A 20099-nucleotide genomic window follows, 5' to 3' on the forward strand; every position below is an offset into this window, starting at 1 on the left:
TGTGGGCGGGCGAGAGCCGGGGTGGCGAAGCCACGAAGGGCCTGTCACGGCCCTTCGACCGGCCTGCTCGGTTTGCGTAAGCAAACGCTCGCCCTCGTTGTGGGCGGGCGAGAGCCGGGGTTTCGAGCGGGGACCCGTCACGGCGTGAGCCGGGATGGGGCGAGAAATGCGGACCATGGATGGTCCGCAACCGGCCTGCTCGATTTGCGCAAGCAAACGCCCGTCCTGCTTTTGGCGGGCGAGAGCCGGGGTTTCGAGCGGGGACATCGCGGTACCGAAACTGAAAAACAAGCCGGCGGACTGGGAAGACCTGTGCCGGCAGCTGATGGAATGGGCCGGCGCGCGGCTGGCCCGACCGGAAAAGGAGCGAGGGATATGATTCTTGCCGTAGACATTGGCAACACCAACATTGTACTGGGAGGATATCAGAACGAGGCGCTGGTGTTCTCCACCCGGCTGGCCACCGACAAGACGCTGGAGGCCGACCAGTACGCGCTGCAGCTGGAGGGCATTCTGCGGCTGTACCATCTGCGCCCCGATGACGTGGAGGACGCGGTGCTGTCCAGCGTGGTGCCGCCCATGACCGACACGCTGTGCCGGGCGCTGGGCACGCTGTGCGGCGTAAAGCCGCTGGTTCTGCACCAGAGCCTGCGCACGGGTGTGACCGTGGACATTGAGAACCCCGCCGAACTGGGGGACGACCTGCTGGCCGGCGCCATTGCGGCACGGGCGGTCTGGCCGCTGCCCGCCGTGGTGCTGGACCTGGGCACCGCCACCAAGATGACCGCGGTGGACGAAACCGGCGCGGTGCGGGGCGTGAGCATCATGCCCGGCGTGCTGCTGAGTTTGAACGCCCTGGTCAGCGGAGCCAGCCAGCTGGGCGGGCTGGCCCTGTGCCCGCCGGCCCACGCCATCGGGCGGACCACCGTGGAGAGCATGCAGAGCGGCATTGTGCTGGGCACCGCCAGCATGCTGGACGGCATGCTGGACCGGTTCGAAGCCGAACTGGGCTGCATCCGCACGGTACTGGCCACCGGCGGCATTGCCGGCATGATCGTGCCCCACTGCAAACGGGACGTGACGCTGGCGCCCAACCTGCTTCTGGACGGGCTGTACCATGTGTGGAAGTGCAACCGCTGACAGCGCCTGCAAAAGACAAAACAAACCGGGACCTTTTGACAGCAAAAGGTCCCGGTTTTTGTTTTGAGGGCGAGAAACGCGGCCCCCGGATGGTCCGCAACCGGCCCGGTTCGCGCAAGCAAACGCCCGCCGCGATTTTGGCGGGCGAGGGCCGGGGTTTCGAGCGGGGACCCGTCACGGCGTGAGCCGGGATGGGGCGAGAAATGCGGACCATAGATGGTCCGCAACCGGCTGGCCCGGTTTGCGCAAGCAAACGCCCGCCGCGATTTTGGCGGGCGAGGGCCGGGATGGCGAAGCCACGAAGGGCCTGTCACGGCCCTTCGACCGGCCTGCCCGGTTTGCGCAAGCAAACACCCGCCCTTGTTGTGGGCGGGCGAGGGCCGGGATGGCGAAGCCACGAAGGGCCTGTCACGGCCCTTCGACCGGCCTGCCCGGTTTGCGTAAGCAAACGCCCGCCCTTGTTGTGGGCGGGCGAGGGCCGGGATGACACAGCTTTTTCAATGGTTCTGAGAAAAAAGGCGTACGGCCGTTTGTCCCCTTTTTTATCTGCGCTCTTTTCACCAGCCGGATAGCAGGCCGGAGGGGTCGCTGCGGCGGGTCACCGTCCACCGGCTTCGGCACAGCCGGGACTGTTCGTCGTACTGCGTCCGGCAGACCCGCCAGCCCGCCTGCGTCCGCTCCAGCGTCAACATCGTGCTCCCCTGCCCCGGCACATGCCGCTGGATCTGCATTTTGGGCGGAAACGGCTCTGTTTCCGGCTGCGCGGGCACGCACCCCAACAGGCACGCCGCCAGCAAAATCAACCACAATTTCTTCATGGGCGCTCTTCCTTTCCCGGCCATTTTACGCCGGGATTGTTTCCAACTTGCATCAAAAAAGACGGCACAGCGAAAAAGCTGTGCCGTCCTGCATCATCAATGGCCGCGGCCTGCACCGCCGCCCCGGAAGCCGCCGCCTCCGCCGCCGCGAAAACCGCCGCCGCTGCGGAAACTGCCGCCTCCGCCCATGCGGAAGCTGCCGCCGCCCGGACGGGGCGGACGCCGCACGGAGCCGCCCAGCATGGAACCGCCCCAGGGCCCCGGAGGAGGCGGGGGCGGGCCGGGCCGCCGGTAAATGTGACGGTGCGGAACATAGGGCCAACCGTAGCGGGGATACCGCCCCACGCGCACCGGCCGCAGCAGCGAGAGCACCACCAGCACCAGCACCAGCGCGCCCAGCGGCAGCACCAGCGCCGCCAGACCCAGGCCGAACAGGCCCGAGGATGCCGGCTGCTCATAGCCCGCGCCCGGCGCCACGTTGGCCGCCGGGTTCGACGGGTCCAGCCCATAGATGGCGCAGACCTGCCGGTACAATGTATCAAAGGTTTTCTGCACGCCTGCGTCGTAATCGCCGGCGGCAAAGTCCGGCTCCAGGTCTTCCTGCAGAATGCGGCTGAGGGTCATGGTGGACAGCGAATCCTCCAGCCCGGAGCCCTGAATGCACTGATAATCCTGCTCGCCGATGGACAAAAGCAGCAGCACGCCGTTGTTTTCCGACGAAGAGCCGATGCCCCACTCATTGCCCAGCTGATAGGCGTACTCCGCGGTGCCCAGGCCCTCGGTATCGTTGACCGTGACCACCACGATCTGTGCGCCGCAGGCTGCGTACAGCCCGTCGTTCTGTTCCACGATCTGGCGCTCGGTGGCTTCGTCCAGCACGCCGGCGCTGTCGTTGACATAAAAATCCGCGGTGGGGCTGAGCAGTGCCAGCGCGGGTGCGCAGAAGGCCGCTGCCAGCACCGCGGCGGCCGCCAGCGCGGCCAGGCGCTTTTTCAGCTTCATGCCGTCATCTCCTCGGTGTGGGCGCCCGCCAGATCCGCCAGAAACTGCGCCGGAAAGCCCGACAGCTTTTGGGCGGCGGTGCGCGCCAGCTCGTTGTATTCCGGTACCGCATGGGACAAGATCGCAGTGCGGCTGGTGAACTCCGACCAGGCCATCTGCGCCGGGCTGCCCTGGCCGTCCCGCTCGTCGGCGGGCATGGCGTTGTACAGCAGCTCCACCGCCGTTTTCAGCGAAAGGCCCGCGGCGTAGCGGGCCGCCGGGTCATCGGCGGCGGCACAGCTTTCGTCCAGCGCCGCCTGGGCGGACTGGAGCAGGCTGTCGTCCACGTTGCCTTCGGCCAGCGCCAGCAGCGAACCGGCCGCTGCCTCCCGGGCGGCAAAGTCCGCGGACATGCTGGTGCGGTAGTAGTCGGCGGGCGCCTGGGCCACGGCGCGCACCTTGGCGCACCCGATGCCCAGCACCCCCACCAGGACCGCGCAGCACAGCGCCGTCACGCCCAGGGCGCGGTTTTCGGAAAGTCTGTGTTTCATTGAGCCATCTCCAAAAGTTTGGCCTTCAATTCGCCCTCAATGCGGCCCAGCTCCGTCTCGGCGGCGGCGCGTTTGGCGCGGCCTTCGGTCTGGATCTTCACCACTTCGTCCAGGGTTTCGATCAGGCTCTGGTTGGTCTGTTTCAGCGTCTCCAGATCCACGATGCCGCGCTCGGACTCCTTGGCGGCCTCGATGGTGCCCTGCTTCAGGGCGGCGGCGTTCTTGCGCAGCAGCTCGTTGGTCATATCCGTGACCGCGCGCTGGGCCTCGATGGCCTGCTGCGAGTGGGCCAGGCCCAGGCTGAGGACCATCTGGCTCTTCCACAGGGGAATGGTGTTCACGATGGAGGTCTGGATCTTCTCCGCCATCATGGTGTCGTTGGACTGGATCAGGCGGATCTGGGGCGACATCTGCACGGAGACGCTGCGGGTCAGCTGCAGATCGTACAGCTTCTTTTCAAAGCGCGTGCACAGATCCTCCAGGTCCTTGGCGGCCTGGGCGTCCTCGGGCAGGCCCGAAGCCTTGGCCTTTTCCACCAGCTTGGGCAGCTGGTTTTCCCGCACGTCGGCCAGCTTTTTCTTGCCGGCCACAATGTACATGGTCAGCTCTTTGTAATAGACCATGTTCATCTCGTACATCTTGTCCAGCATGGCGATGTCCTTGAGCAGCTGGACCTGATGGTCCTGCAGCATGCCCTCGATGCGCTCCACGTTGGTCTCGGCCTTGGCGTAGCGGGTTTTCAGCTCCTCGATCTGATTGCCGGCCTTTTTGAAAAAGCCCAGAATGCCCTTGGGCTGTTCGGCGGTGGCGTCAAAGCCTTTCAGCTCCGTGACAAGGCCCGTGATCATGTCGCCCACTTCGCCCAAGTCCTTGGTGCGGATGCTGTTGAGGGCCGTTTCGGAAAAATCCGCCACTTTCTTCTGGCTGGCGGCGCCGTACTGCAGCACCTGCGTGGAATTGGAAAGGTCGATCTTCTGGGAAAACTCCTCCACCTGACGGCGCTCTTCCTCGGAGAGGCTCTCCTCGTCCAGCACCACAGGCTCCACCTTTTCCTCAGCGGCCTTCTGGTCGGCCGGGGTGGCGGGCTGGGCGTCCAGCGTCAGGGTGGGGGCGGGCATTTCCAGCGTGAGTTCGGGTTTCTGTTCCATGGTTGTTCATCCTTTCGTTTTACAGGGTCAGTTGGGGGCCGTCGGTCAGGCCGTCGCTTTTTGCCATGGCCTCCAGCACTTCCAAATCCGTGGAGACATCCAGCACCTGCCCGGCGAACAGGCTGTCCAGCTGGGCTTCAAAGGCGCGGGCGATGGTGCCGGCGTTCTGCTCCACCTGGGCGGCCAGAGCCCGGGCGTTCTCGCCGTCGGCGCCGGCGGCTTCCAAATCCGCGTAAGCGGTGAGCACCTTCACGGCGGTGGGCAGGTAATAGGCCAGAAAGCGCCGGGCGCTGCGGGCTTTCTCCGGCTCGGCGGACAGCTTTTCCAGAATGGCCGCGCCCGCGTTTTCCATGCGCAGAATGGCCGCGCTGAGCGCCGCGTCGGGGATGCGCTCATTCAGCGTATGCAGCTGATCCAGCCGGGTCTGGGCCTGGGCCAGAAGCTCGTCCAGGTCCTGGCTGCCGGTTTGGTACGGCTGCTCCACCAGCACCGTGCGGGGCGGGATCTTTTTGTCGGCGACCCAATACACCCCGGCGGCCAGCACCCCCGCCAGGACGATGGCCCACCACTGATAGATGGGCAGCAGCGCCGACGCTGCCAGAAAGGCCCCGGCCGCCAGATACAGCGGCACCGCGGACCGGATCTTCTGTTCCACCATGCGTGGCATGGGCATCTCTCCTCTCTTGGGTTCATCATAGCATGGCCGGCGGGCCAAATCAAGGAAAAGGGCGATGCACGACAAAAAAACGCAAAAGGCCCCGCCGAAGCGGGGCCCGCAGGCTCAGAAGTCGTCCCTGTCGTGGAAGGCGCGGTCAAAGTACAGCGCGGACACAATGACCGACACGCCGATGATGAGAAAGAACACCCCCACCAGCTGCGCCCACAGGGTCATGGTTTTTACCGGGCGCACCAGCATGAACACCGCCAGCACCAGTTTCAGGCCCGCGTCCAGCGCCACGCTGCCCCAGGGCAGACCCGCCCGGCGCAGGCGCACCAGCGCCCGGATGCGAAACCCGGCGCTGACCAGGGCCCACAGGCCCAGCACCAGGCCCATGAACACCATGGACACGTCCCGGTTCAGCAGCAGCACCAGGCCCACGGCCAGGGCCGCCGCCCCCTGCAGCAGCGGAGGGCCGCCCCCGTCGCCCGCGGCGCGCATGGCCAGGCGGTAGGCGATCTCGGCGGTGCCCAGCACCAGCACGGCCAGCCCGATGAGAATGGGCAGAAGCCGCACCAGCGCCGCCGGCCACAGCAGCGAGGCCAGGCCCAGCACACACAACAGCGCCCCCGCGCCCACGGGCAGCCATTTCATCCGCTTCCAGTCGCTCATATTATTCCTCGTTCAGATCCAAATCCTCGCTGTCCGTCTCGCTGACGATGCCCGTGATGTTGAACGTGGCCGACAGCTTGTACTGATACACGTCGCTGTAGGTGAAGGCCACCCGGTAGGGGACCCCCGGCTCCAGACCGGTGAAGGTGTAGGTCTGGGTGGTGCCGTCCGCCGTCCAGTGGACGGTGCTGACGTACTGGGTGGTCTCGTCGCCCTGCTTCCACAGGGAGAAGGTGGCGTCCTTCCACTGGGTGTCCACGCCGTCGGTGAACAGCTCGCCGCTGACCGTTACGGTGATGGAACCGTTGGTGGTGAAGTAGCCTGTGGTCTTGTAGTTGGACGTGGCGTTTTTAAAGGCGCCCGCCAGCGTATCGCCGCTGAGCTGCGTCACAAACGCGCTGTTTTCCTCGGGCATGGAAAGACCTTCCGGCAGGGTGATGGAACCGCCCGCCTCGGCCTGAAGAAGGTCCGTCTCGGCAATGCTGTCGTCTTCTTCCGCAGGGGCCGCCTCGCTGGAGCAGGCGGTCAGCGACAGGCACGCAGCCAGCGCGCACACTGCGCACACAAATGCCAAAATACGTTTCTTACTGGTTTTCATCCAAATATTTCCTCCGGTCTTTGACTTTTTAGCAAAAACTCGCTACAATGGTGATTGTACACATGTAGGCTGAAACGATATCATGCCTATTATACTACATTTTAAAAAATATACAAACAAAAAATAAGGAGCTGTTTTATGGACCCCCTTCAACTTGTGCGTTTTGTGAAGCACGGCTGTGTCTGTTTTGAAAAAGACGATGTAGTGATCTATGTGGACCCGTACGGGCTGGAAGACCGCCCCCAGGACGCGGACCTGATCATCATCACCCACAGCCATGGCGACCACTATTCGCCGCAAGACATCGCCCGCGTGAAAAAAGAGGACACCTGCTTTGCCACCACCGCCGAGGTGAGCCGGCTTCTGCAGTCGGACTTTGAGATCGACCCCGATTACATCACCACCGTGACCAGCCTGTCCCCCACTGTGGTGTTTGAGTGCGGCGCCATGGTCACGCCTCTGGTGGCGGAGAACAAACACCACCCCGAAGGGTTCGGCTTCGGCCTGCTGCTGGAGTTCGGCGGCGTGCGGTGGTATCTGTCCGGCGACACCGACGTGCTGGACGACGACATCCGCTGCGACGTGCTGTTCGTTTGCTGCGACGGCGTGTGGAACATGCCCGGATTCGAGCAGACTGTGCCCGACCAGATCGCGCAGATGAGCCGCGCGCCGGGTCTGGTGATCCCGTATCACTACGACGAGGCCGAAAACCCCGGCACCGGCAAAAACGGCGCCAAGCTGTGCGAAGCGCTGCGCGCCCGGGGCATCCGCTGCAAAGAGTGGAACGGCTCCAAATTTGTGGGCTGACGGCCCCTTTCAACAGACGAAAAAAAACGACCCCCGTTCCGCGGAACGGGGGTCTTTTTTGATTTACACGCCGTTGGCCTGGCGCAGCGCCGCGCACTCCGCGGCCGCCAGGTCCGGCCAGGCACTGTTGGCAAACAGGCTGGCGTACCGGTACAGGCTGTAGCCGTACCCGTTCTTCGCCAGCGACCGGGCCATATCCGCCAGATTGCGGCCGCTGGTCCACTCCCCGCTGGGCGCGGACGAGCCGTCGCCGTCCCCGATGCGGTAGGCCCCCAGCCCGAAGTACAGCGAAACCCCTTCCGCCCGGGGCATGGCCGCCCACTGGTTGACGATGTTGGCAAAGGCGTACTGGTCCGACCCGCTTTGCAGCCGGTAGTCAAACCCCCAATACACCTGGGGCATCACGTAATCCACATACCCCGGCGTGGACATCCACCGGCCCACGTCGCTATACTGCGTGTTATAATTATTATCATTATTCCCCTGAGGACTAATTCCGAACCGCAGCGTGCGGCCCGTGTCCTGAGCGGCGGTGTGCACGGTCTGGTACACCTGCTGCACCAGGCGGTTCACGTTGTCCCGCCGCCAGTCCTCCAGCGAGAGGGTGGTGCCGGAGGCCTGGAACTCGGCCAGGTCGAAACTTTCCTCGGTGGTGGGATAAAAATAGTCGTCAAACTGAACCCCGTCCACCTGGTAATTGCGCACCACCTCGTCCACGCCGGCGCAGATGTAATCCATCACGTCCTGACGGGAAGGGTCCAGATACAGCCCGCCCGCGGCCTCTTTCACCCATTCGGGATGGGTGGCGGTCAGGCCCGACTGAGCCAGGGCCGGGGGCATCTGGTCGTTGAGCGACACCCGGTAGGGGTTGAACCACGCCTCGATGGACAGATCCCGGGCATGGGCTTCGGATACAAAAATGGCCAGGGGGTCAAAGTCCGGCGCCTGCCCCTGCACGCCGGTGACCAGATGGCTCCAGGGGAACAGGGTGCTGGGATAGATGGCGTCCGCAAAGGGGCGCACCTGCACAATGACGGTGTTCAGGCCAAGACCTTTACAGTTGTCCAGCAGCGCGCCCACGGACGCGGTGAAGGCGTCGGACGAAGAGGTGTCCAGCAAAGGCCATTCCAGATAGCTGATCCACACGGCCCGGTAATCGGCCGGGGCCACGGATTCGTCGGCGGTGGCGCGCCAGTTTTCGGGCACGCCGGTGAAGTCCGGCCGGGAGCTGTCAGACCCGGCGGGCGCAGCGCACCCGGCCAGCACCGCGCAGCACACGGCGGCACACAAAAGCGATTTCAAAAAGCGCAAAACATTCCCTCCTTGTCCCTATTTCTATGCGGGGGGAAGAAGGGTTATGCGGCGTTGTCCCGCTGGTCGCAGTACAGCAGATAGGCCAGCACCAGCTGCACGGCGGCAAACACCACGGCCAGGCAGGCTTTCAGGGCCGCGGGCAGGGCCACAAAGCTGAACACCAGCTGCACGCCCCCGGCCAGGAAGGTCAGGAACACCATGGTGTGCAGCGGCTCGCCCTTTTTCCAGTAGGGCGCGGCAAAGCAGGGCCAGGCCAGCGCGCCGCCCAGTTTGGCGGGCACGCCGCCCATCAGGGAAAACACCACCAGCGCCGCCGCCAGCAGGCTGAGGCGGCCGGTCAGGCTTTTCACCCCGGCGCAGGCGCCGGTCATGAGCATCATGGCGCCGGCCAGAAACGAGGCGATGTTGAACAGCAGCGCCGCGTAGATGCCCGCCAGGTACAGCGCGCCGCCCGCCAGGTTCAGCACCGAGGCCAGCACGCCCAAGGCGTAGTAGGTTTTCTGGGTCACATTCAAACGAGGATTCATGGGTCGATTCTCCTTTTATTGGGTGGATTGGGCGCGAAAGCCCGCTTCGAACAGCACCGCACCGGCACAGCACAGGCCCGCGCAGCAGGCCAGCACCAGCGACAGGGACACGTCGGCGGCCCGGGACATGCCGGCGTTCACCGCGCCGGACACCAGCCCCGACACCATGGAATAGCCCGACAGCATCACGCTGGGCGGGCCCCAGCGCAAAGCGCAGGCGTTCTGGCGGGACAGCTCCCAGGGGCGGTAGACTCCGGCGGCCAGCTGCAGCGCCAGCAGGAACACGGTGCACAGCACCGGGCCGGGCCCCAGCGCCAGGCCCGCGCAGCACACGGCGGCGGTGCCAAAGCACATCCGGCCCAGACGGCGGGGCCCCAGCAGGCCGGTGACCCGGTGGGAGCCGCCGGCGCACAGGCCCGCGGCGGTGAGCGCCAGATAGGCGACGGTGAGGGCGCCGGGCCCGAAGCCCCGGTCCGCCCAGAGAAGCTGGCTTAAAAACACGGTGGAAAACTGGCACACCTCGGCCAGCAGCGCCCCGGCCACCAGAAACAGCGCGAACCGGGGTGCGGCCCGCAGCTGCGCGGCCAGCGCCGCCAGCTGGGCGCGGGCGCTTTGCCGGGGCGGCGCGGGCAGAGCGGGCAGCGCCAGTGCCGCCAGCGCGGCCAGCCCGTAGCTGACGGCGGTCAAAAGCGCGGCCAGACGGTAGTTCTGGCCCAAAAACAGTGCGAACACCACGCTGGCTGCCAGCAGCCCGGCGATGCCCGCGGCCTCGTAAAAGCCCAGGGCCCGCTGGGATTGCCCGCCCGCGCACAGGCACACGCAGGCGCTGTCGCAGCCGGACAGGCCGGCCACCACCGCGGACAGCAGCAGGCGCTCGGCCAGAAAATCGCCGAAGGAATCCGCCCGCCAGAACACCAGCTTGGAGACAAAGTACAGCCCGCAGCACACCAGCAGCGACGCCCGGTACCCCACCCGGGCCGTGAACAGGCCCCAGGGGATCTCCAGCGCCAGCACCACCAGCCAGGAGATGCTTTCGATGAGGGCGATCTGCCCCAGGCTGATGCCCGCCTGGGTGCGGTACAATGCGGCTACCGGCGCGTAGAACACCATGCCCTGCAAAAACGCCGTCAGGCACAGCGCCGCCACGCCCCGTTGAGAACGTTGCATAAAAAAATCATCCTTTCCAAAACGCAGATACAGCAAAGCACGGCCCCGCACCCGGCGGGACCGGACCAGGCGTCTTCCGGTTTTAGATGGGACGATGCACGGCGAAGCGCCCTCCTGATGAAACAGATTTCTTTCAGTATAACACAGCGCCCCCGGCAGGGCAAGCCGGGGGCGCGGATGTTCCTTTGCGTGTTTATTTCCGAACGTTTTCCAGGGCGGTGCCCAGCAGCAGACCCACGCACAGGCCCAGGGCCAGATTGTCCCAGGCCGTGCCCAGCGCTACCCCGAAACACAGGCCCAAGGCCAGCATGGAATGGGACCCGGCTTGTTTTTCGGGCGTTTTTTCAGGCTTCATGGGCGTCTTCCTCCGGGGCCGGCCGGCTCAGCAGGCCCGTGGTATAGCTGCGGTCCCCCAGCTTTTGGGCCAGCCGCTCCTTGCTGCCCAGGCCCTGCCAGTAGCCGCTGGCCTCCCGCAGATACTCGGCCGCCAGGTTCGCGGCCCGGTCGGCCAGCTGGGCCGGGTCTTCCTCCCGGTCCTGGTCGGTATAGGGGTCGTGCCAGCGGGCGGGAAAACCGTCCCGGGGGAGTTTGGCCGGGGTCATGTGCGAACGGCCCCAGCCGGGCTTGTGCAGCACCAGCGTTTCCGCCAGGGTGACCAGCGCGCGCCGGCCGCCCCGGGGCGAACAGAACAGCCCGTGCAGCCAGCGGAAGTCGTGAAAGGCATCGGCCAGCGCTTCCCGGGTGATGTCCTGCCCGTACACCTCCAGAATGCAGGCGTGCAGCAGCTCGGTGACTTCGGCCAGCTGGGCCGTGTACAGGGGCGGGGCCGCCGTGTCCGCCGGGACGGCGGGGCTGCCCTGATCGGTTTGATGGAACCAGCTGTCCATGGCCACTTCGCAGAAGCCGTGGCCGTAGGGCCGGGCGAACACGCCGCCCGGCGCGGTTTGCGCCGCCACGTAGGGATGCAGGGTGGCGTCGGCGGCGTAATGGGTGAGAAAGCCCATCACATAGCTGCGCTGGGCCGATGTGAAGGCCCGGAACACCAGACTGCGCAGAAAGGCGCCGCACTGCTCTTCGTGCATGCGGTCGCCCAGGCCCGCCAGGTCAAAGGGTTTGTGGCGGGAAAGCACCTTGTAGGCGAACAGAGGGTCCGGCCCCTGGGCGCCCATTTCAAAGGCGTTCTGGCTGGGCACCGGCTGGGCGGCGCGCTGCTGGGCCGCCCGGGCGATGCGGATATGCGTATATGCCTCGGGCATGGGATCAGTCCTTTTTCAGATATTTCGGCAGCACGAAAAAGTACGTGAAGCCGCCGATGAGGAAGACGATGAGAATGCTGAGCACGCCCCAGGGCGCGGCCTGTGCCTCCACGGCCTCGGCCGACAGGGCGGGATTGGCGCTGTGGATGACGTCGTACGCCAGCGAAGAGGTGATGCCCACCAGCGTGGGGCCGATGATGGCCGAGAACTTGCCGAAGATGTCGTAGAAGCCGAAGAACTCGCCGGTGCGCTTTTTGTCCGGAATGATCTTGCCGAACATGCTGCGGCTGAGGGCCTGAATGCCGCCCTGGCTGGTGGCCACCAGAATGGCCAGCACCCAGAAGTGCCATTCCTTGCTGATGAAGAAGGCAAACACCGTGATGAAGCAGTACACGCCGATGCCCACGCCCACCATGAACCGGGCGCCGAACTTGTCCGCCAGTTTGATGTACAGCAGGCAGAAGGGCAGGCCCAGCACCTGCACCAGCAGCAGCGCCAGCAGCATTTTGGTGGAGTCCAGCCCCAGGGTGTCGCCGTAGCTGGTGGACATGTGGATGACCGTGTTCACGCCGTCGATGTAGAAGAAATAGGCGATGAGGTACACGAACATGTTTTTATGGGCGTAGATCTCCCGGGCGGTGCCGGCCAGCTTTTTCAGGCTGCTGCGCACGGGGTGCGGGTCCTTTTCCTGATAGCTTTTCTGCTCCACGTTTTTCAATAGCGGCAGGCTGAACACAAACCACCACACGGCCGTCAGCCCGAAGGCGAAGGACATGGCGGACATCATGTCCACCCCGAAGGCACCCACCAGCAGCAAGAACAGCAGCAGCGGAATGGTGGACCCGCCGATGTAGCCCAGGCCGTAGCCCATGGTGGACACCTTGTCCATGCGCTCGGGGGTGGTGACGTCGTTCAAAAAGCTGTCGTAATACAAATTGGCCCCGGCAAAGCCGATGGTGCTGACGATGTACAGCACCAGGATGAGCATGGCCACCGTCTCCATGTGCTCGGGGGTGGACAGGTCCATCAGCGGCGTGAGCGCCAGAAACGCGCAGGAGGCCGCGCCCAGCAGCATAAACACAAAGAACAGTTTTTTGCGGTAGCCCTTAAAATCGCCGAATGCGCCCAGAATGGGTGCCAGCAGCGCCACGATGAGCATGGCCGCGCTGGTGGCAAAGCCCCACAGGCTCATGCCCCGCTCGGTGGCGATGGTGTTGAAGAAAATGGGCAGGATGGTGACCACGATCACCGAGTGGGCGCTGTTGGCCCAGTCGTACATCATCCAGCTTTTTTCTTCCTTGGAATACCCCTTCAAAATACCCACAAATGCACACCTCTTTTTCTCAAATACCGTTTTTAGTGTAGCATTCCGGGGCAAAAATCACAACCGCTTTTCCGGTTTTTTACAGGGGTTTTACCCGGCTTGTTCAAAATTTCCGCCGCTGACGTAAGGGGTCAGGTCGGTCTGTTCCCAGGCAAAGGGTGTGTCCAGATACAGATCGAAAAAGGTGCCCGCGCCGTTCCAGTGGATCTCCAGCGTCGGGGCCTCGACCGAGGTGTCCCGCAGTGCTTCCACCACCGGGGCGCAGGCCTCGGCAAAGGATGCCTCGTCGGCGTAATCGCCCAGCAGGGTCACATGTATATGGGCGTTGGAAACGACGTCAAAGCCGTCCCGCTGGATCTCGGCGGTGGTGGACCAATCGTCCGCGTACAGCCAGCAGCTCACGTCCAGCACGTTCTCCTGACCGCGCAGGCTGTCCAGCACCTGGTCGGTCCACTGGTCTTCCAGCTGGCGGACCGCCTTCTGACGGGCCGGGCCCACATACTCCAGCATCGGCGCGGCGGCGGTCCCGCACAGGGCGGCGATGATGAGAAACGCACACACAAACATGGACAGGACGTCGTATTTCAGCTTTGCCTGCCGGGCCGTACAGGCGGCGATGAGCACTTCCACGCCCAGGGCCACCAGCACCAGCAGCGACAGTTTGCACAGCAGCGAGAAGTCCAGGTCCGGGTTCAGCATGCCCGCGGTGATGGCGATGCCCGCCACCACCAGCACCAGACCCATGGTGGTGGTGCCCACCCGGCGCACGGGCCGGGGCGCGGGGGGTGCGGGGGGCGGCGTCTGTTCCACGGGGGCGCTGCACAGTTCCTGTTCGCTCATTGCTCCTCGCCTCCCTTAAAGGCGGTGTAGTCCTCGTCCGGGTTCTGCCGGGCCGGGCCGCCCTTCAGCAGGTACACGCCCAGCACCACCAGCAGCACGGCCACCACCAGCGTGGACAGGCTGTCCAGCAGCCACTGCAGCCAGGTCAGGTCGTAGGCGTACACGGCGTTCCACAAAGCCGGGCGCACAAAGTTGGCGTACAGCGCGTACACGCCCAGCACCACCAGTCCCCAGCCGATCAGCTTGTGGCGGCGGGACAGCAGGCGGCGGCCGTTTTCGCCCATGAGGCCGCTGACGTCAATGAGATAATCGTCGGGGTTCTGGGCGGCCTGCTCGGGGGTTTGGCTATGGATGTTGAAGGTGTCGAAGAAGGAATAGGCCCAGATGACGGGCAGCATCAGGCTCAGCAGGCCCATGCCCAGAAAGGCCGACAGGAAGATGACGAACATGAACATGCTCATCAGGGACAGGCCCCGCTTCATATACCCCTGGTACATCTGGCCCCCGCCGGGGATGAAGGCAAAGCAGAAGGTCCAAAATCCATTTTTACGATTCATAGCGATTCTCTCCTTATTGATGGAACAGGTCGGCAAAACCCTGGTTCAAGTGATAGGAAGCCGTGCGGAAGAAGGCGTTCACCCGTGCGGCGGCATGCATTTCCACCTGCTGGGACTGGGACGCGGGCGGTTCGGGGTCCCGGGTGCGGATGGTGCTGATGTCCCGGAACAGACCCGTGCTCCAGAAGGTCACGGCCAGCACCACGGCGGCCGCCGCGGCGGCGTACCGGTTGAAGAACACGCGCACCACCCGGCGGCGGATGCGCTCCAGCACGCCCGGCGTCAGCGGATGTTCCGGCTCCAGCAGGACGTCGTCTTCCAGCAGCGCTGTGTAGCGCAAAAGGCAGCTGTCGCAGAAGCTCAGATGTTCGGCCACTTCCAGCCGCCCCATCTCGTCCAAAGTGCCTTCCAATGAGGCGTGCAGGGCTTCGTCGGTCAGATGCCCGTTTTCCAAAAACAGTTCCATGTCAGCCCTTCCCCCTTTCCAATGCGTTTTTCAAAAGTTGTTTGGCCCGGTACAGCTGGGTGTGAACGGTCTTGGGCGGCCGTTCCAGCCGGCGGGCGATCTCGTCGATGCTGTTCTCTTCCAGAAAATACAGCACCGACACCATGTGGTATGGTTCTTTCAGCGCCCGGATCTCGTGCTCGATGCGCAGGGCGCTGTCCCGGTCGATGGTCACATCCTCGGGGCCGGTGCCGGGCGGCGCGGCCAGCACGGCCATGGCGTCGTCCTCGGCGGCCTGCACCCGTCGGTGATAGGCGCTTTTCAAATAATCCTTGGCCTTGTTGGTGGCGATGCGGGCCAGCCACGGCTTGTAGTTGTCGGCAGGGCAGTCGTCGCGGTGGCTGTACGCGGCCAGGAAGGTCTCCTGGGCCAGATCTTCGGCCAGCTGGTGGTCTTTGGTGAATTGGTAGCAGATGGTGTAGACCAGCCGCTCGTACTGCTGCACCATGTGCGTAAATTGTTCATTGTTCATCGCCGCTTGCCGCGCTCACCACCTTTTCGCTGCCCTTCGTATATGTAACGGCTGAAGGGCGCGGTTTTCTTCAACATTTTTCAAAAAAGTTTTGCCGCAGAAAAAAAGCGGCATGGCCGGTGCCATGCCGTTTTTTCAGAACAGAAAGCTCAGTGCGCCGAACAGGCCCATGGACCCCAGCAGCATGATGAGCCCCGCGGTCATGACGCCTCCCAGCACGGCCGCCACGCTGGGCCAGAACTTCAAATCCAGCAGCGTGGCCGCCAGGCAGCCCGTCCAGGCGCCGGTGCCGGGCAGCGGAATGGCCACGAACAGGTACAGCGCCCAGTAGATGCCCCGGCCCGCCTTTTCCTGCATTTTATCGCCGGCCTTGACGCCTTTTTCATAGATCTTGGTGAAAAAGCGGCCCAGTGCGCCGGGCCAGGTGGTGCACCACAGCAGCACCCGCTTTGCGAACAACAGAATGATGGGCACCGGCAGCATGTTGCCCAGCACCGCCACCAGGTAAGTGGGCACCAGCGGCAAGCCCATGCCCACGCCGATGGGCACCGCGCCGCGCAGCTCGACAATGGGGGCCATGGACACGAACAGGACCCAGAAATATTTTTTCAGCAATGCAATCATGACGTTCTCCTTGTGATTGAAAATAAGAAGCCAGAGATAATGATACTTGATTTTGCAAAACTTTGCAACCCGGCGGCAAAATATGCTATACTGTGGGCAAAAGAAAGAGGGTGCCTTCATGAAAGAGATGGTTTGTTTTGCTCTGGCGGCCGGCGTGGGCCGGGACGCGGTGGAAAACACCCCCGCGGCCGTGTGGGTGTTTCTGGCGCTGGCGGCGCTCAGCGGGCTGGTGGTGCTGGCCCGGGCGCTGGGCGGGCTGCGCGGAACGCTGCGGGCCGGGGCGGCCTTTGCGGTGCCCCAGGACCTTTCCAGCGCGCAGGCGGGCTTTCTCATGGACGGCGAGGCCGACGACCGGGACCTGCTGTCGCTGATCCTGGTGTTTGCGCGCCGGGGCCTTGTGACGGTGTCCAGCGACGAATGGGACGGCAGCGACCCCGAGCAGACGCCGCTGGTGCTGACCCGCCGCCGGGACCTGCCCGCGGACGCCCCCGTGTGGGAGCGCACCCTGTTTGAAGCGCTGTTCCCAGATGGCGCGGCGCTGTGCCATCTGACCCGGCCGGACGACGGGTTTGCCGCCCGGCTGGAGCAGGCCAAGGAGCAGCTGGCCGAATCCTTCTCCGGCGAGCGCCGGCTGTACCAGCCCCAGACGCTGGTGCACTCTCTGCTGGTGCCCTTTGCGGGGTGTCTGGCGCTGTTTCTGGGTCTGTCCCGTGCCGGGGTGGGCTGGGCGCTGGCCGCCTGCGTGCCGCTGGTGATGCTGGCATTCCTGATGCACACGGCTTTCCGCCGCTGGCACTTCCTGCGCACCGGGGCCCGGGTCCTGTGGGCCGGGGCCGGGGCGGTGCTGGGCATTCTGGCCGGGGTGGGCGGCGCGGTGTGCGCGCTGGGCTGCTCCACGCCGCTGTGGCTCACGGTGCCCAGCTTTCTGCTGGTGCTGGCCGGGTGCCTGCTGGCGCCGCTGCTGGCCCGCCCCACCGACTACCACCGGGTGGCCTGCACCCGTCTTCTGGGGCTGTTCCGGTATCTGGAGAACCCGCCCCGGGACCAGCTGACGGACCTTCTGGAAGAAAACCCCGACTGCTTTTACACGGCGCTGCCCTACGCCTATGTGTTCGGCCTGGCGGACGTGTGGGCCGAGGCATTTGCCGGCTTGTGCCGCCACGCGCCCGTGTGGTACACCGGCGGTTATCAGGACTTTTCCACCCAGGCGTTTGTGGCCTCGTTCCGCTTCAGCGTGGAGACGGCGCTGACCAAAAACGACGAACAATAGAGGTTTTTTGTATGGATGAACTGTTTTCTCTGCGCGGGCGCACCGCGCTGGTGACCGGCGGCGCCCACGGCATCGGGTTTTCCATGGGGCTGGCGCTGGCCCGGGCCGGGGCGGCGCTGGTGTTCAACAGCAGCCGGGCCGACCACCGGGACGAGGGCGTGCGCGCCTATCGGGACGCGGGCGTTGAGGCCCGGGGCTATGTGGCGGACGTGACCGACGAAGCGCAGGTGCGCCGCCTGGTCCGGCAGGCGGAAGCCGAGGCGGGGCCCATCGATATTCTGGTCAACAATGCGGGCGTCATTCAGCGCACCGAGCTGTGCCGCATGGAGGCGGCGGATTTCCGCCGGGTGGTGGACGTGGACCTGGTGGCTCCCTTTCTCATGGCCCGGGAAGTGCTGCCGGGCATGGTGCGCCGGGGCCACGGCAAGATCATCAACGTCTGTTCCCTGATGAGCGAGGTGGGCCGGGAGACGGTCAGCGCCTACGCGGCGGCCAAGGGCGGGCTGAAGATGCTCACCAAAAACATCGCCGCCGAATACGGGGCCTATAACATTCAGTGCAACGGCATCGGGCCGGGGTACATCGCCACGTCCCAGACCGCGCCCTTGCGCCAGCCGGGGCCGGACGGCAGCATGCATCCCTTTGACGCCTTTCTTCGGGGCCGCACGCCGGCGGGCCGGTGGGGCCAGCCGGACGATCTGGCGGGGCCGGTGGTGTTTCTGGCCTCGGATGCGTCCAATTTTGTGAACGAGCACATTCTGTATGTGGACGGCGGCATTCTGGCCTATCTGGGAAAGCAACCCTGAAACCATCGACAGCAGCCGTTCGCGCCACGGGCGCGGGCGGCTTTTTGCAAGGAGAATCACCATGATTTTAGAACACCCATCTCCTGTGTGCGAATTTGACACAGACCGGGACGCACTCATCCGCCCCGGGGATTTTCTCAGCAAAACACTTCCGCCCAAATGCGTTATTACCTTTTTCCGCACAGAGCTGGAGCAGCTGGTGCGCCAGCGGGGGCTGCGGCCCATCGGGCAGCTGCACGCCGAAGTGCTGGACCTGACCGTGTACGGGGACGGCGGCGACGTGTGCGTGACCATGCCCTTCTCCACGGCGCCGGGCGCGGCCTGCACCATCGAAGAGCTGCACGCCATGGGGTGCAGCCGCTTTCTGGTGTGCGGCGGTGCGGGCGCTTTGCGGGAGAATTCCCGCGCGGGCGAAATCTTTGTGCCCACCGCCGCGCTGCGGGACGAGGGCACGTCCTACAATTACCTGCCCCCTGCCCGCACCGTGGAATGCCATCCGGGGGCGCTGGCGGACCTTTGCGCCGGGCTGGACCGGCTGGGCATTCCCTACACGCCGGGCCTCACCTGGACCACCGACGCGCTGTACCGGGAGACGCCCGCTCTGGTGCGGCGCCGGCGGGAAGAGGGCTGTCTGGCGGTGGAGATGGAAGCGGCGGCGTTTTTCGCGGTATCCCGCTATTACGACCTGCCGCTGGCGCAGCTGCTGTACGCCGGGGACGATGTGAGCGGCGCCGCCTGGGACGCCCGCGGCTGGGACCGCCGCCACGGGGTGCGCGCCAACCTGCTGCGCACGGCTCTGGAACTGATGGAGACGTTCTGACCGGCATTGATAAAACAACGGACCGTTTGTGCCCCCGGGCGCAGACGGTCCGTTTTTTGCGCGGACGGGCGCGTTTTTCCGGTTCCTGTGTCGGGTGCCGGCCAAAACCAGGCGCCTCTGCACACAAACAAAACCCGGCCCCGAAGCAGGTGCTTCGGGGCCGGGTCTTTTTCAGGTGTGTGTTGAAAAGAATGTCTTAGGCCTGGGCTTCACGATCGTCGGGCTCTTCTTTTTCTTTCTTTGCCAGAATCGCCACGATGACCTGGATGACTGCGATGATGACCATCAGCAGGGTCCAGCGGTCGGTGAAGACCATCGGGTTGCGCATGTTCTCGGTCAGGATGAACGCCACGATGGCGCCAATGCCCGGGATCAGGCTGAGCACACGCCAGACACCTTTCTTCTTGACGGTGTACTCGACGTTTTCGCCGTTCTCATTCTCTTCTTCTTTCTTCTTTTTGCCGATGTAACCGATCAGCAGCAGCACGCTGCCCAGAGCGGTCAGGATGGCCAGGATCAGGTTCAGCAGGGCCCAGGCTGCGCCCGCAGGTGCTGCCAGCGGAGCCTCTTCGTCCGCGATCTCCTCGCCCTCTTCACCGGAAGCCAGCGGAGCCTCTTCGTCCTCCAGCTCCTCTTCGGCCGGGGTCTCCTCAGCGGGTTCCTCCGGCTCCTCCGTGCCCGGCGTTACCGGGGTGGTGGGAGTGGTCGGGGTGGTCGGGGTCTCGCCGCCTTCATCCGGCGGGGTCACCGGCGTGCCGTTGGCGCTGAAGTCCACCACAAAGGTCATGGTCTTCGTAATGCCGTAGGTCGTCGTCGGGGTCTCGGGAGTCCATACCGCGCTGTCGCCGTCATAGCCCATGTTGGACAGAGCTTCGGGGATCTGCGCATCGGTCAGGTAGCCAGTGCCGTTCGCTGCGGGCATGCCGTTCTCATCCAGCAGGGTGACCACGGTGCTGATGCTCTTTGCATTGTCGGCGTCTGTGCCGCCCTTCGGCCGCACCACGCCGTTGATCGCTTCAAAGGTCACGATGACTTGCTTGGAATCGGGGATTCCGTCGCCGTTGTCCGGGTTGCCGTCCGGATCCTTGCCCGGGTCGACCAGAACGTCGGTGTCGCAGTATGCGTAGAAGGTGGTGTCCGCGGTGACAGTGGCGTTGGCCACAGTGCTGTAGGTATCATCGGTGTACCAGTTTTTGTCGTACCAGGTGTAGCCTTCGGCTGCCGTCACTTCGGGCATGCTGGCC

The 20099-nt window shown here is 64.7% G+C and carries 24 protein-coding genes; 5 read left to right on the top strand and 19 right to left on the bottom strand.

What is annotated here, in order from left to right; all coding sequences use genetic code 11:
• The first annotated feature begins 375 nt into the window (after positions 1-375).
• Positions 376-1140, top strand: a complete 765-nt coding sequence (locus WMO24_RS13565; RefSeq protein ID WP_349216890.1) for a type III pantothenate kinase — start codon at positions 376-378, stop codon at positions 1138-1140.
• 557 nt (positions 1141-1697) lie between these two features.
• On the opposite strand, the gene WMO24_RS13570 is transcribed toward WMO24_RS13565, so the two are convergent.
• The 7 genes from WMO24_RS13570 to WMO24_RS13600 all read right to left on the bottom strand — a co-directional run bounded on the left by WMO24_RS13570 (position 1698) and on the right by WMO24_RS13600 (position 6566).
• On the bottom strand, positions 1698-1958 hold the full coding sequence (locus WMO24_RS13570; RefSeq protein WP_349216891.1) for a hypothetical protein: 261 nt from the start codon (positions 1956-1958) through the stop codon (positions 1698-1700).
• A 96-nt stretch (positions 1959-2054) separates the two neighbouring features.
• Positions 2055-2960, bottom strand: coding sequence for a TPM domain-containing protein (locus tag WMO24_RS13575; protein WP_349216892.1), 906 nt, complete (start codon positions 2958-2960; stop codon positions 2055-2057).
• Entirely contained in the window at positions 2957-3490 is a 534-nt protein-coding gene (locus WMO24_RS13580) for a hypothetical protein (RefSeq protein ID WP_349216893.1), read from the bottom strand. Before WMO24_RS13580 ends, WMO24_RS13575 begins: the two co-directional genes overlap by 4 nt.
• Positions 3487-4638 carry a toxic anion resistance protein gene (locus WMO24_RS13585; protein ID WP_349216894.1) on the bottom strand — a complete coding sequence of 384 codons (1152 nt, stop codon included), beginning with the start codon at positions 4636-4638 and terminating at the stop codon, positions 3487-3489. The genes WMO24_RS13580 and WMO24_RS13585 overlap by 4 nt, the downstream gene beginning before the upstream one ends.
• 19 nt (positions 4639-4657) lie before the next feature.
• On the bottom strand, positions 4658-5305 hold the full coding sequence (locus tag WMO24_RS13590; RefSeq protein WP_349216895.1) for a 5-bromo-4-chloroindolyl phosphate hydrolysis family protein: 648 nt from the start codon (positions 5303-5305) through the stop codon (positions 4658-4660).
• Positions 5306-5419: 114 nt separating this feature from the next.
• Positions 5420-5968, bottom strand: coding sequence for an HdeD family acid-resistance protein (locus tag WMO24_RS13595; protein ID WP_349216896.1), 549 nt, complete (start codon positions 5966-5968; stop codon positions 5420-5422).
• A gap of 1 nt (position 5969) precedes the next feature.
• Positions 5970-6566, bottom strand: coding sequence for a hypothetical protein (locus WMO24_RS13600; protein ID WP_349216897.1), 597 nt, complete (start codon positions 6564-6566; stop codon positions 5970-5972).
• 138 nt (positions 6567-6704) lie between these two features.
• On the opposite strand from WMO24_RS13600, the gene WMO24_RS13605 reads away from it, so the two are divergent.
• Positions 6705-7373, top strand: coding sequence for an MBL fold metallo-hydrolase (locus WMO24_RS13605; RefSeq protein ID WP_349216898.1), 669 nt, complete (start codon positions 6705-6707; stop codon positions 7371-7373).
• A 63-nt stretch (positions 7374-7436) separates the two neighbouring features.
• Here WMO24_RS13605 and WMO24_RS13610 read toward each other — a convergent pair whose 3' ends face one another.
• The 11 genes from WMO24_RS13610 to WMO24_RS13660 form a co-directional block, all read right to left on the bottom strand.
• Entirely contained in the window at positions 7437-8684 is a 1248-nt protein-coding gene (locus WMO24_RS13610; protein ID WP_349216899.1) for a glycoside hydrolase family 10-like protein, read from the bottom strand.
• 44 nt (positions 8685-8728) lie between these two features.
• On the bottom strand, positions 8729-9214 hold the full coding sequence (locus WMO24_RS13615; protein WP_349216900.1) for a hypothetical protein: 486 nt from the start codon (positions 9212-9214) through the stop codon (positions 8729-8731).
• A gap of 15 nt (positions 9215-9229) precedes the next feature.
• Positions 9230-10381, bottom strand: a complete 1152-nt coding sequence (locus WMO24_RS13620; protein ID WP_349216902.1) for an MFS transporter — start codon at positions 10379-10381, stop codon at positions 9230-9232.
• A gap of 193 nt (positions 10382-10574) precedes the next feature.
• Entirely contained in the window at positions 10575-10736 is a 162-nt protein-coding gene (locus tag WMO24_RS13625) for a glycine zipper domain-containing protein (RefSeq protein ID WP_349216903.1), read from the bottom strand.
• Positions 10726-11637 carry a zinc dependent phospholipase C family protein gene (locus tag WMO24_RS13630; protein ID WP_349216904.1) on the bottom strand — a complete coding sequence of 304 codons (912 nt, stop codon included), beginning with the start codon at positions 11635-11637 and terminating at the stop codon, positions 10726-10728. Before WMO24_RS13630 ends, WMO24_RS13625 begins: the two co-directional genes overlap by 11 nt.
• 4 nt (positions 11638-11641) lie before the next feature.
• On the bottom strand, positions 11642-12961 hold the full coding sequence (locus tag WMO24_RS13635; RefSeq protein ID WP_349216905.1) for an MFS transporter: 1320 nt from the start codon (positions 12959-12961) through the stop codon (positions 11642-11644).
• Between the two features lie 90 nt (positions 12962-13051).
• A complete protein-coding gene (locus tag WMO24_RS13640; RefSeq protein ID WP_349216906.1) occupies positions 13052-13801 on the bottom strand; it encodes a hypothetical protein in 750 nt (249 codons plus the stop codon).
• Complete coding sequence (locus WMO24_RS13645; protein ID WP_349216907.1) at positions 13798-14358, bottom strand: hypothetical protein; 561 nt, start codon at positions 14356-14358, stop codon at positions 13798-13800. The genes WMO24_RS13640 and WMO24_RS13645 overlap by 4 nt, the downstream gene beginning before the upstream one ends.
• A 13-nt stretch (positions 14359-14371) precedes the next feature.
• Positions 14372-14824, bottom strand: coding sequence for a zf-HC2 domain-containing protein (locus tag WMO24_RS13650; RefSeq protein WP_349216908.1), 453 nt, complete (start codon positions 14822-14824; stop codon positions 14372-14374).
• Position 14825: 1 nt separating this feature from the next.
• Positions 14826-15335, bottom strand: a complete 510-nt coding sequence (locus WMO24_RS13655) for an RNA polymerase sigma factor (RefSeq protein ID WP_349216909.1) — start codon at positions 15333-15335, stop codon at positions 14826-14828.
• Positions 15336-15470: 135 nt separating this feature from the next.
• On the bottom strand, positions 15471-15959 hold the full coding sequence (locus WMO24_RS13660; RefSeq protein ID WP_349216910.1) for a COG2426 family protein: 489 nt from the start codon (positions 15957-15959) through the stop codon (positions 15471-15473).
• A gap of 118 nt (positions 15960-16077) precedes the next feature.
• On the opposite strand from WMO24_RS13660, the gene WMO24_RS13665 reads away from it, so the two are divergent.
• From WMO24_RS13665 to WMO24_RS13675, 3 genes are all read left to right on the top strand, one after another.
• A complete protein-coding gene (locus tag WMO24_RS13665; RefSeq protein WP_349216911.1) occupies positions 16078-17229 on the top strand; it encodes a DUF2207 family protein in 1152 nt (383 codons plus the stop codon).
• An 11-nt stretch (positions 17230-17240) separates the two neighbouring features.
• Positions 17241-18035 carry a gluconate 5-dehydrogenase gene (locus WMO24_RS13670; RefSeq protein ID WP_349216912.1) on the top strand — a complete coding sequence of 265 codons (795 nt, stop codon included), beginning with the start codon at positions 17241-17243 and terminating at the stop codon, positions 18033-18035.
• A 61-nt stretch (positions 18036-18096) separates the two neighbouring features.
• Positions 18097-18855, top strand: a complete 759-nt coding sequence (locus tag WMO24_RS13675; RefSeq protein ID WP_349216913.1) for a nucleoside phosphorylase — start codon at positions 18097-18099, stop codon at positions 18853-18855.
• 196 nt (positions 18856-19051) lie between these two features.
• Here the strand turns inward: WMO24_RS13675 and WMO24_RS13680 are convergent.
• The coding region (locus tag WMO24_RS13680; RefSeq protein WP_349216914.1) for an FILTED domain-containing surface protein at positions 19052-20099 on the bottom strand (1048 nt) is incomplete at its 5' end.

The organism is Ruthenibacterium intestinale, from assembly GCF_040096265.1.
In the GTDB taxonomy this organism is placed as follows: domain Bacteria; phylum Bacillota; class Clostridia; order Oscillospirales; family Ruminococcaceae; genus Ruthenibacterium; species Ruthenibacterium komagatae.

Bases quoted from the DNA above. Each gene is read 5' to 3' on its own strand.
- WMO24_RS13650 (WP_349216908.1), bottom strand. From the start codon at position 14,824: ATGGAACTGTTTTTGGAAAACGGGCATCTGACCGACGAAGCCCTGCAC.
- WMO24_RS13670 (WP_349216912.1), top strand. From the start codon at position 17,241: ATGGATGAACTGTTTTCTCTGCGCGGGCGCACCGCGCTGGTGACCGGC.
- WMO24_RS13600 (WP_349216897.1), bottom strand. From the start codon at position 6,566: ATGAAAACCAGTAAGAAACGTATTTTGGCATTTGTGTGCGCAGTGTGC.
- WMO24_RS13625 (WP_349216903.1), bottom strand. From the start codon at position 10,736: ATGAAGCCTGAAAAAACGCCCGAAAAACAAGCCGGGTCCCATTCCATG.
- WMO24_RS13620 (WP_349216902.1), bottom strand. From the start codon at position 10,381: ATGCAACGTTCTCAACGGGGCGTGGCGGCGCTGTGCCTGACGGCGTTT.
- WMO24_RS13630 (WP_349216904.1), bottom strand. From the start codon at position 11,637: ATGCCCGAGGCATATACGCATATCCGCATCGCCCGGGCGGCCCAGCAG.
- WMO24_RS13590 (WP_349216895.1), bottom strand. From the start codon at position 5,305: ATGCCACGCATGGTGGAACAGAAGATCCGGTCCGCGGTGCCGCTGTAT.
- WMO24_RS13605 (WP_349216898.1), top strand. From the start codon at position 6,705: ATGGACCCCCTTCAACTTGTGCGTTTTGTGAAGCACGGCTGTGTCTGT.
- WMO24_RS13675 (WP_349216913.1), top strand. From the start codon at position 18,097: ATGATTTTAGAACACCCATCTCCTGTGTGCGAATTTGACACAGACCGG.
- WMO24_RS13585 (WP_349216894.1), bottom strand. From the start codon at position 4,638: ATGGAACAGAAACCCGAACTCACGCTGGAAATGCCCGCCCCCACCCTG.
- WMO24_RS13615 (WP_349216900.1), bottom strand. From the start codon at position 9,214: ATGAATCCTCGTTTGAATGTGACCCAGAAAACCTACTACGCCTTGGGC.
- WMO24_RS13640 (WP_349216906.1), bottom strand. From the start codon at position 13,801: ATGAGCGAACAGGAACTGTGCAGCGCCCCCGTGGAACAGACGCCGCCC.
- WMO24_RS13565 (WP_349216890.1), top strand. From the start codon at position 376: ATGATTCTTGCCGTAGACATTGGCAACACCAACATTGTACTGGGAGGA.
- WMO24_RS13645 (WP_349216907.1), bottom strand. From the start codon at position 14,358: ATGAATCGTAAAAATGGATTTTGGACCTTCTGCTTTGCCTTCATCCCC.
- WMO24_RS13665 (WP_349216911.1), top strand. From the start codon at position 16,078: ATGAAAGAGATGGTTTGTTTTGCTCTGGCGGCCGGCGTGGGCCGGGAC.
- WMO24_RS13575 (WP_349216892.1), bottom strand. From the start codon at position 2,960: ATGAAGCTGAAAAAGCGCCTGGCCGCGCTGGCGGCCGCCGCGGTGCTG.
- WMO24_RS13655 (WP_349216909.1), bottom strand. From the start codon at position 15,335: ATGAACAATGAACAATTTACGCACATGGTGCAGCAGTACGAGCGGCTG.
- WMO24_RS13580 (WP_349216893.1), bottom strand. From the start codon at position 3,490: ATGAAACACAGACTTTCCGAAAACCGCGCCCTGGGCGTGACGGCGCTG.
- WMO24_RS13570 (WP_349216891.1), bottom strand. From the start codon at position 1,958: ATGAAGAAATTGTGGTTGATTTTGCTGGCGGCGTGCCTGTTGGGGTGC.
- WMO24_RS13660 (WP_349216910.1), bottom strand. From the start codon at position 15,959: ATGATTGCATTGCTGAAAAAATATTTCTGGGTCCTGTTCGTGTCCATG.
- WMO24_RS13595 (WP_349216896.1), bottom strand. From the start codon at position 5,968: ATGAGCGACTGGAAGCGGATGAAATGGCTGCCCGTGGGCGCGGGGGCG.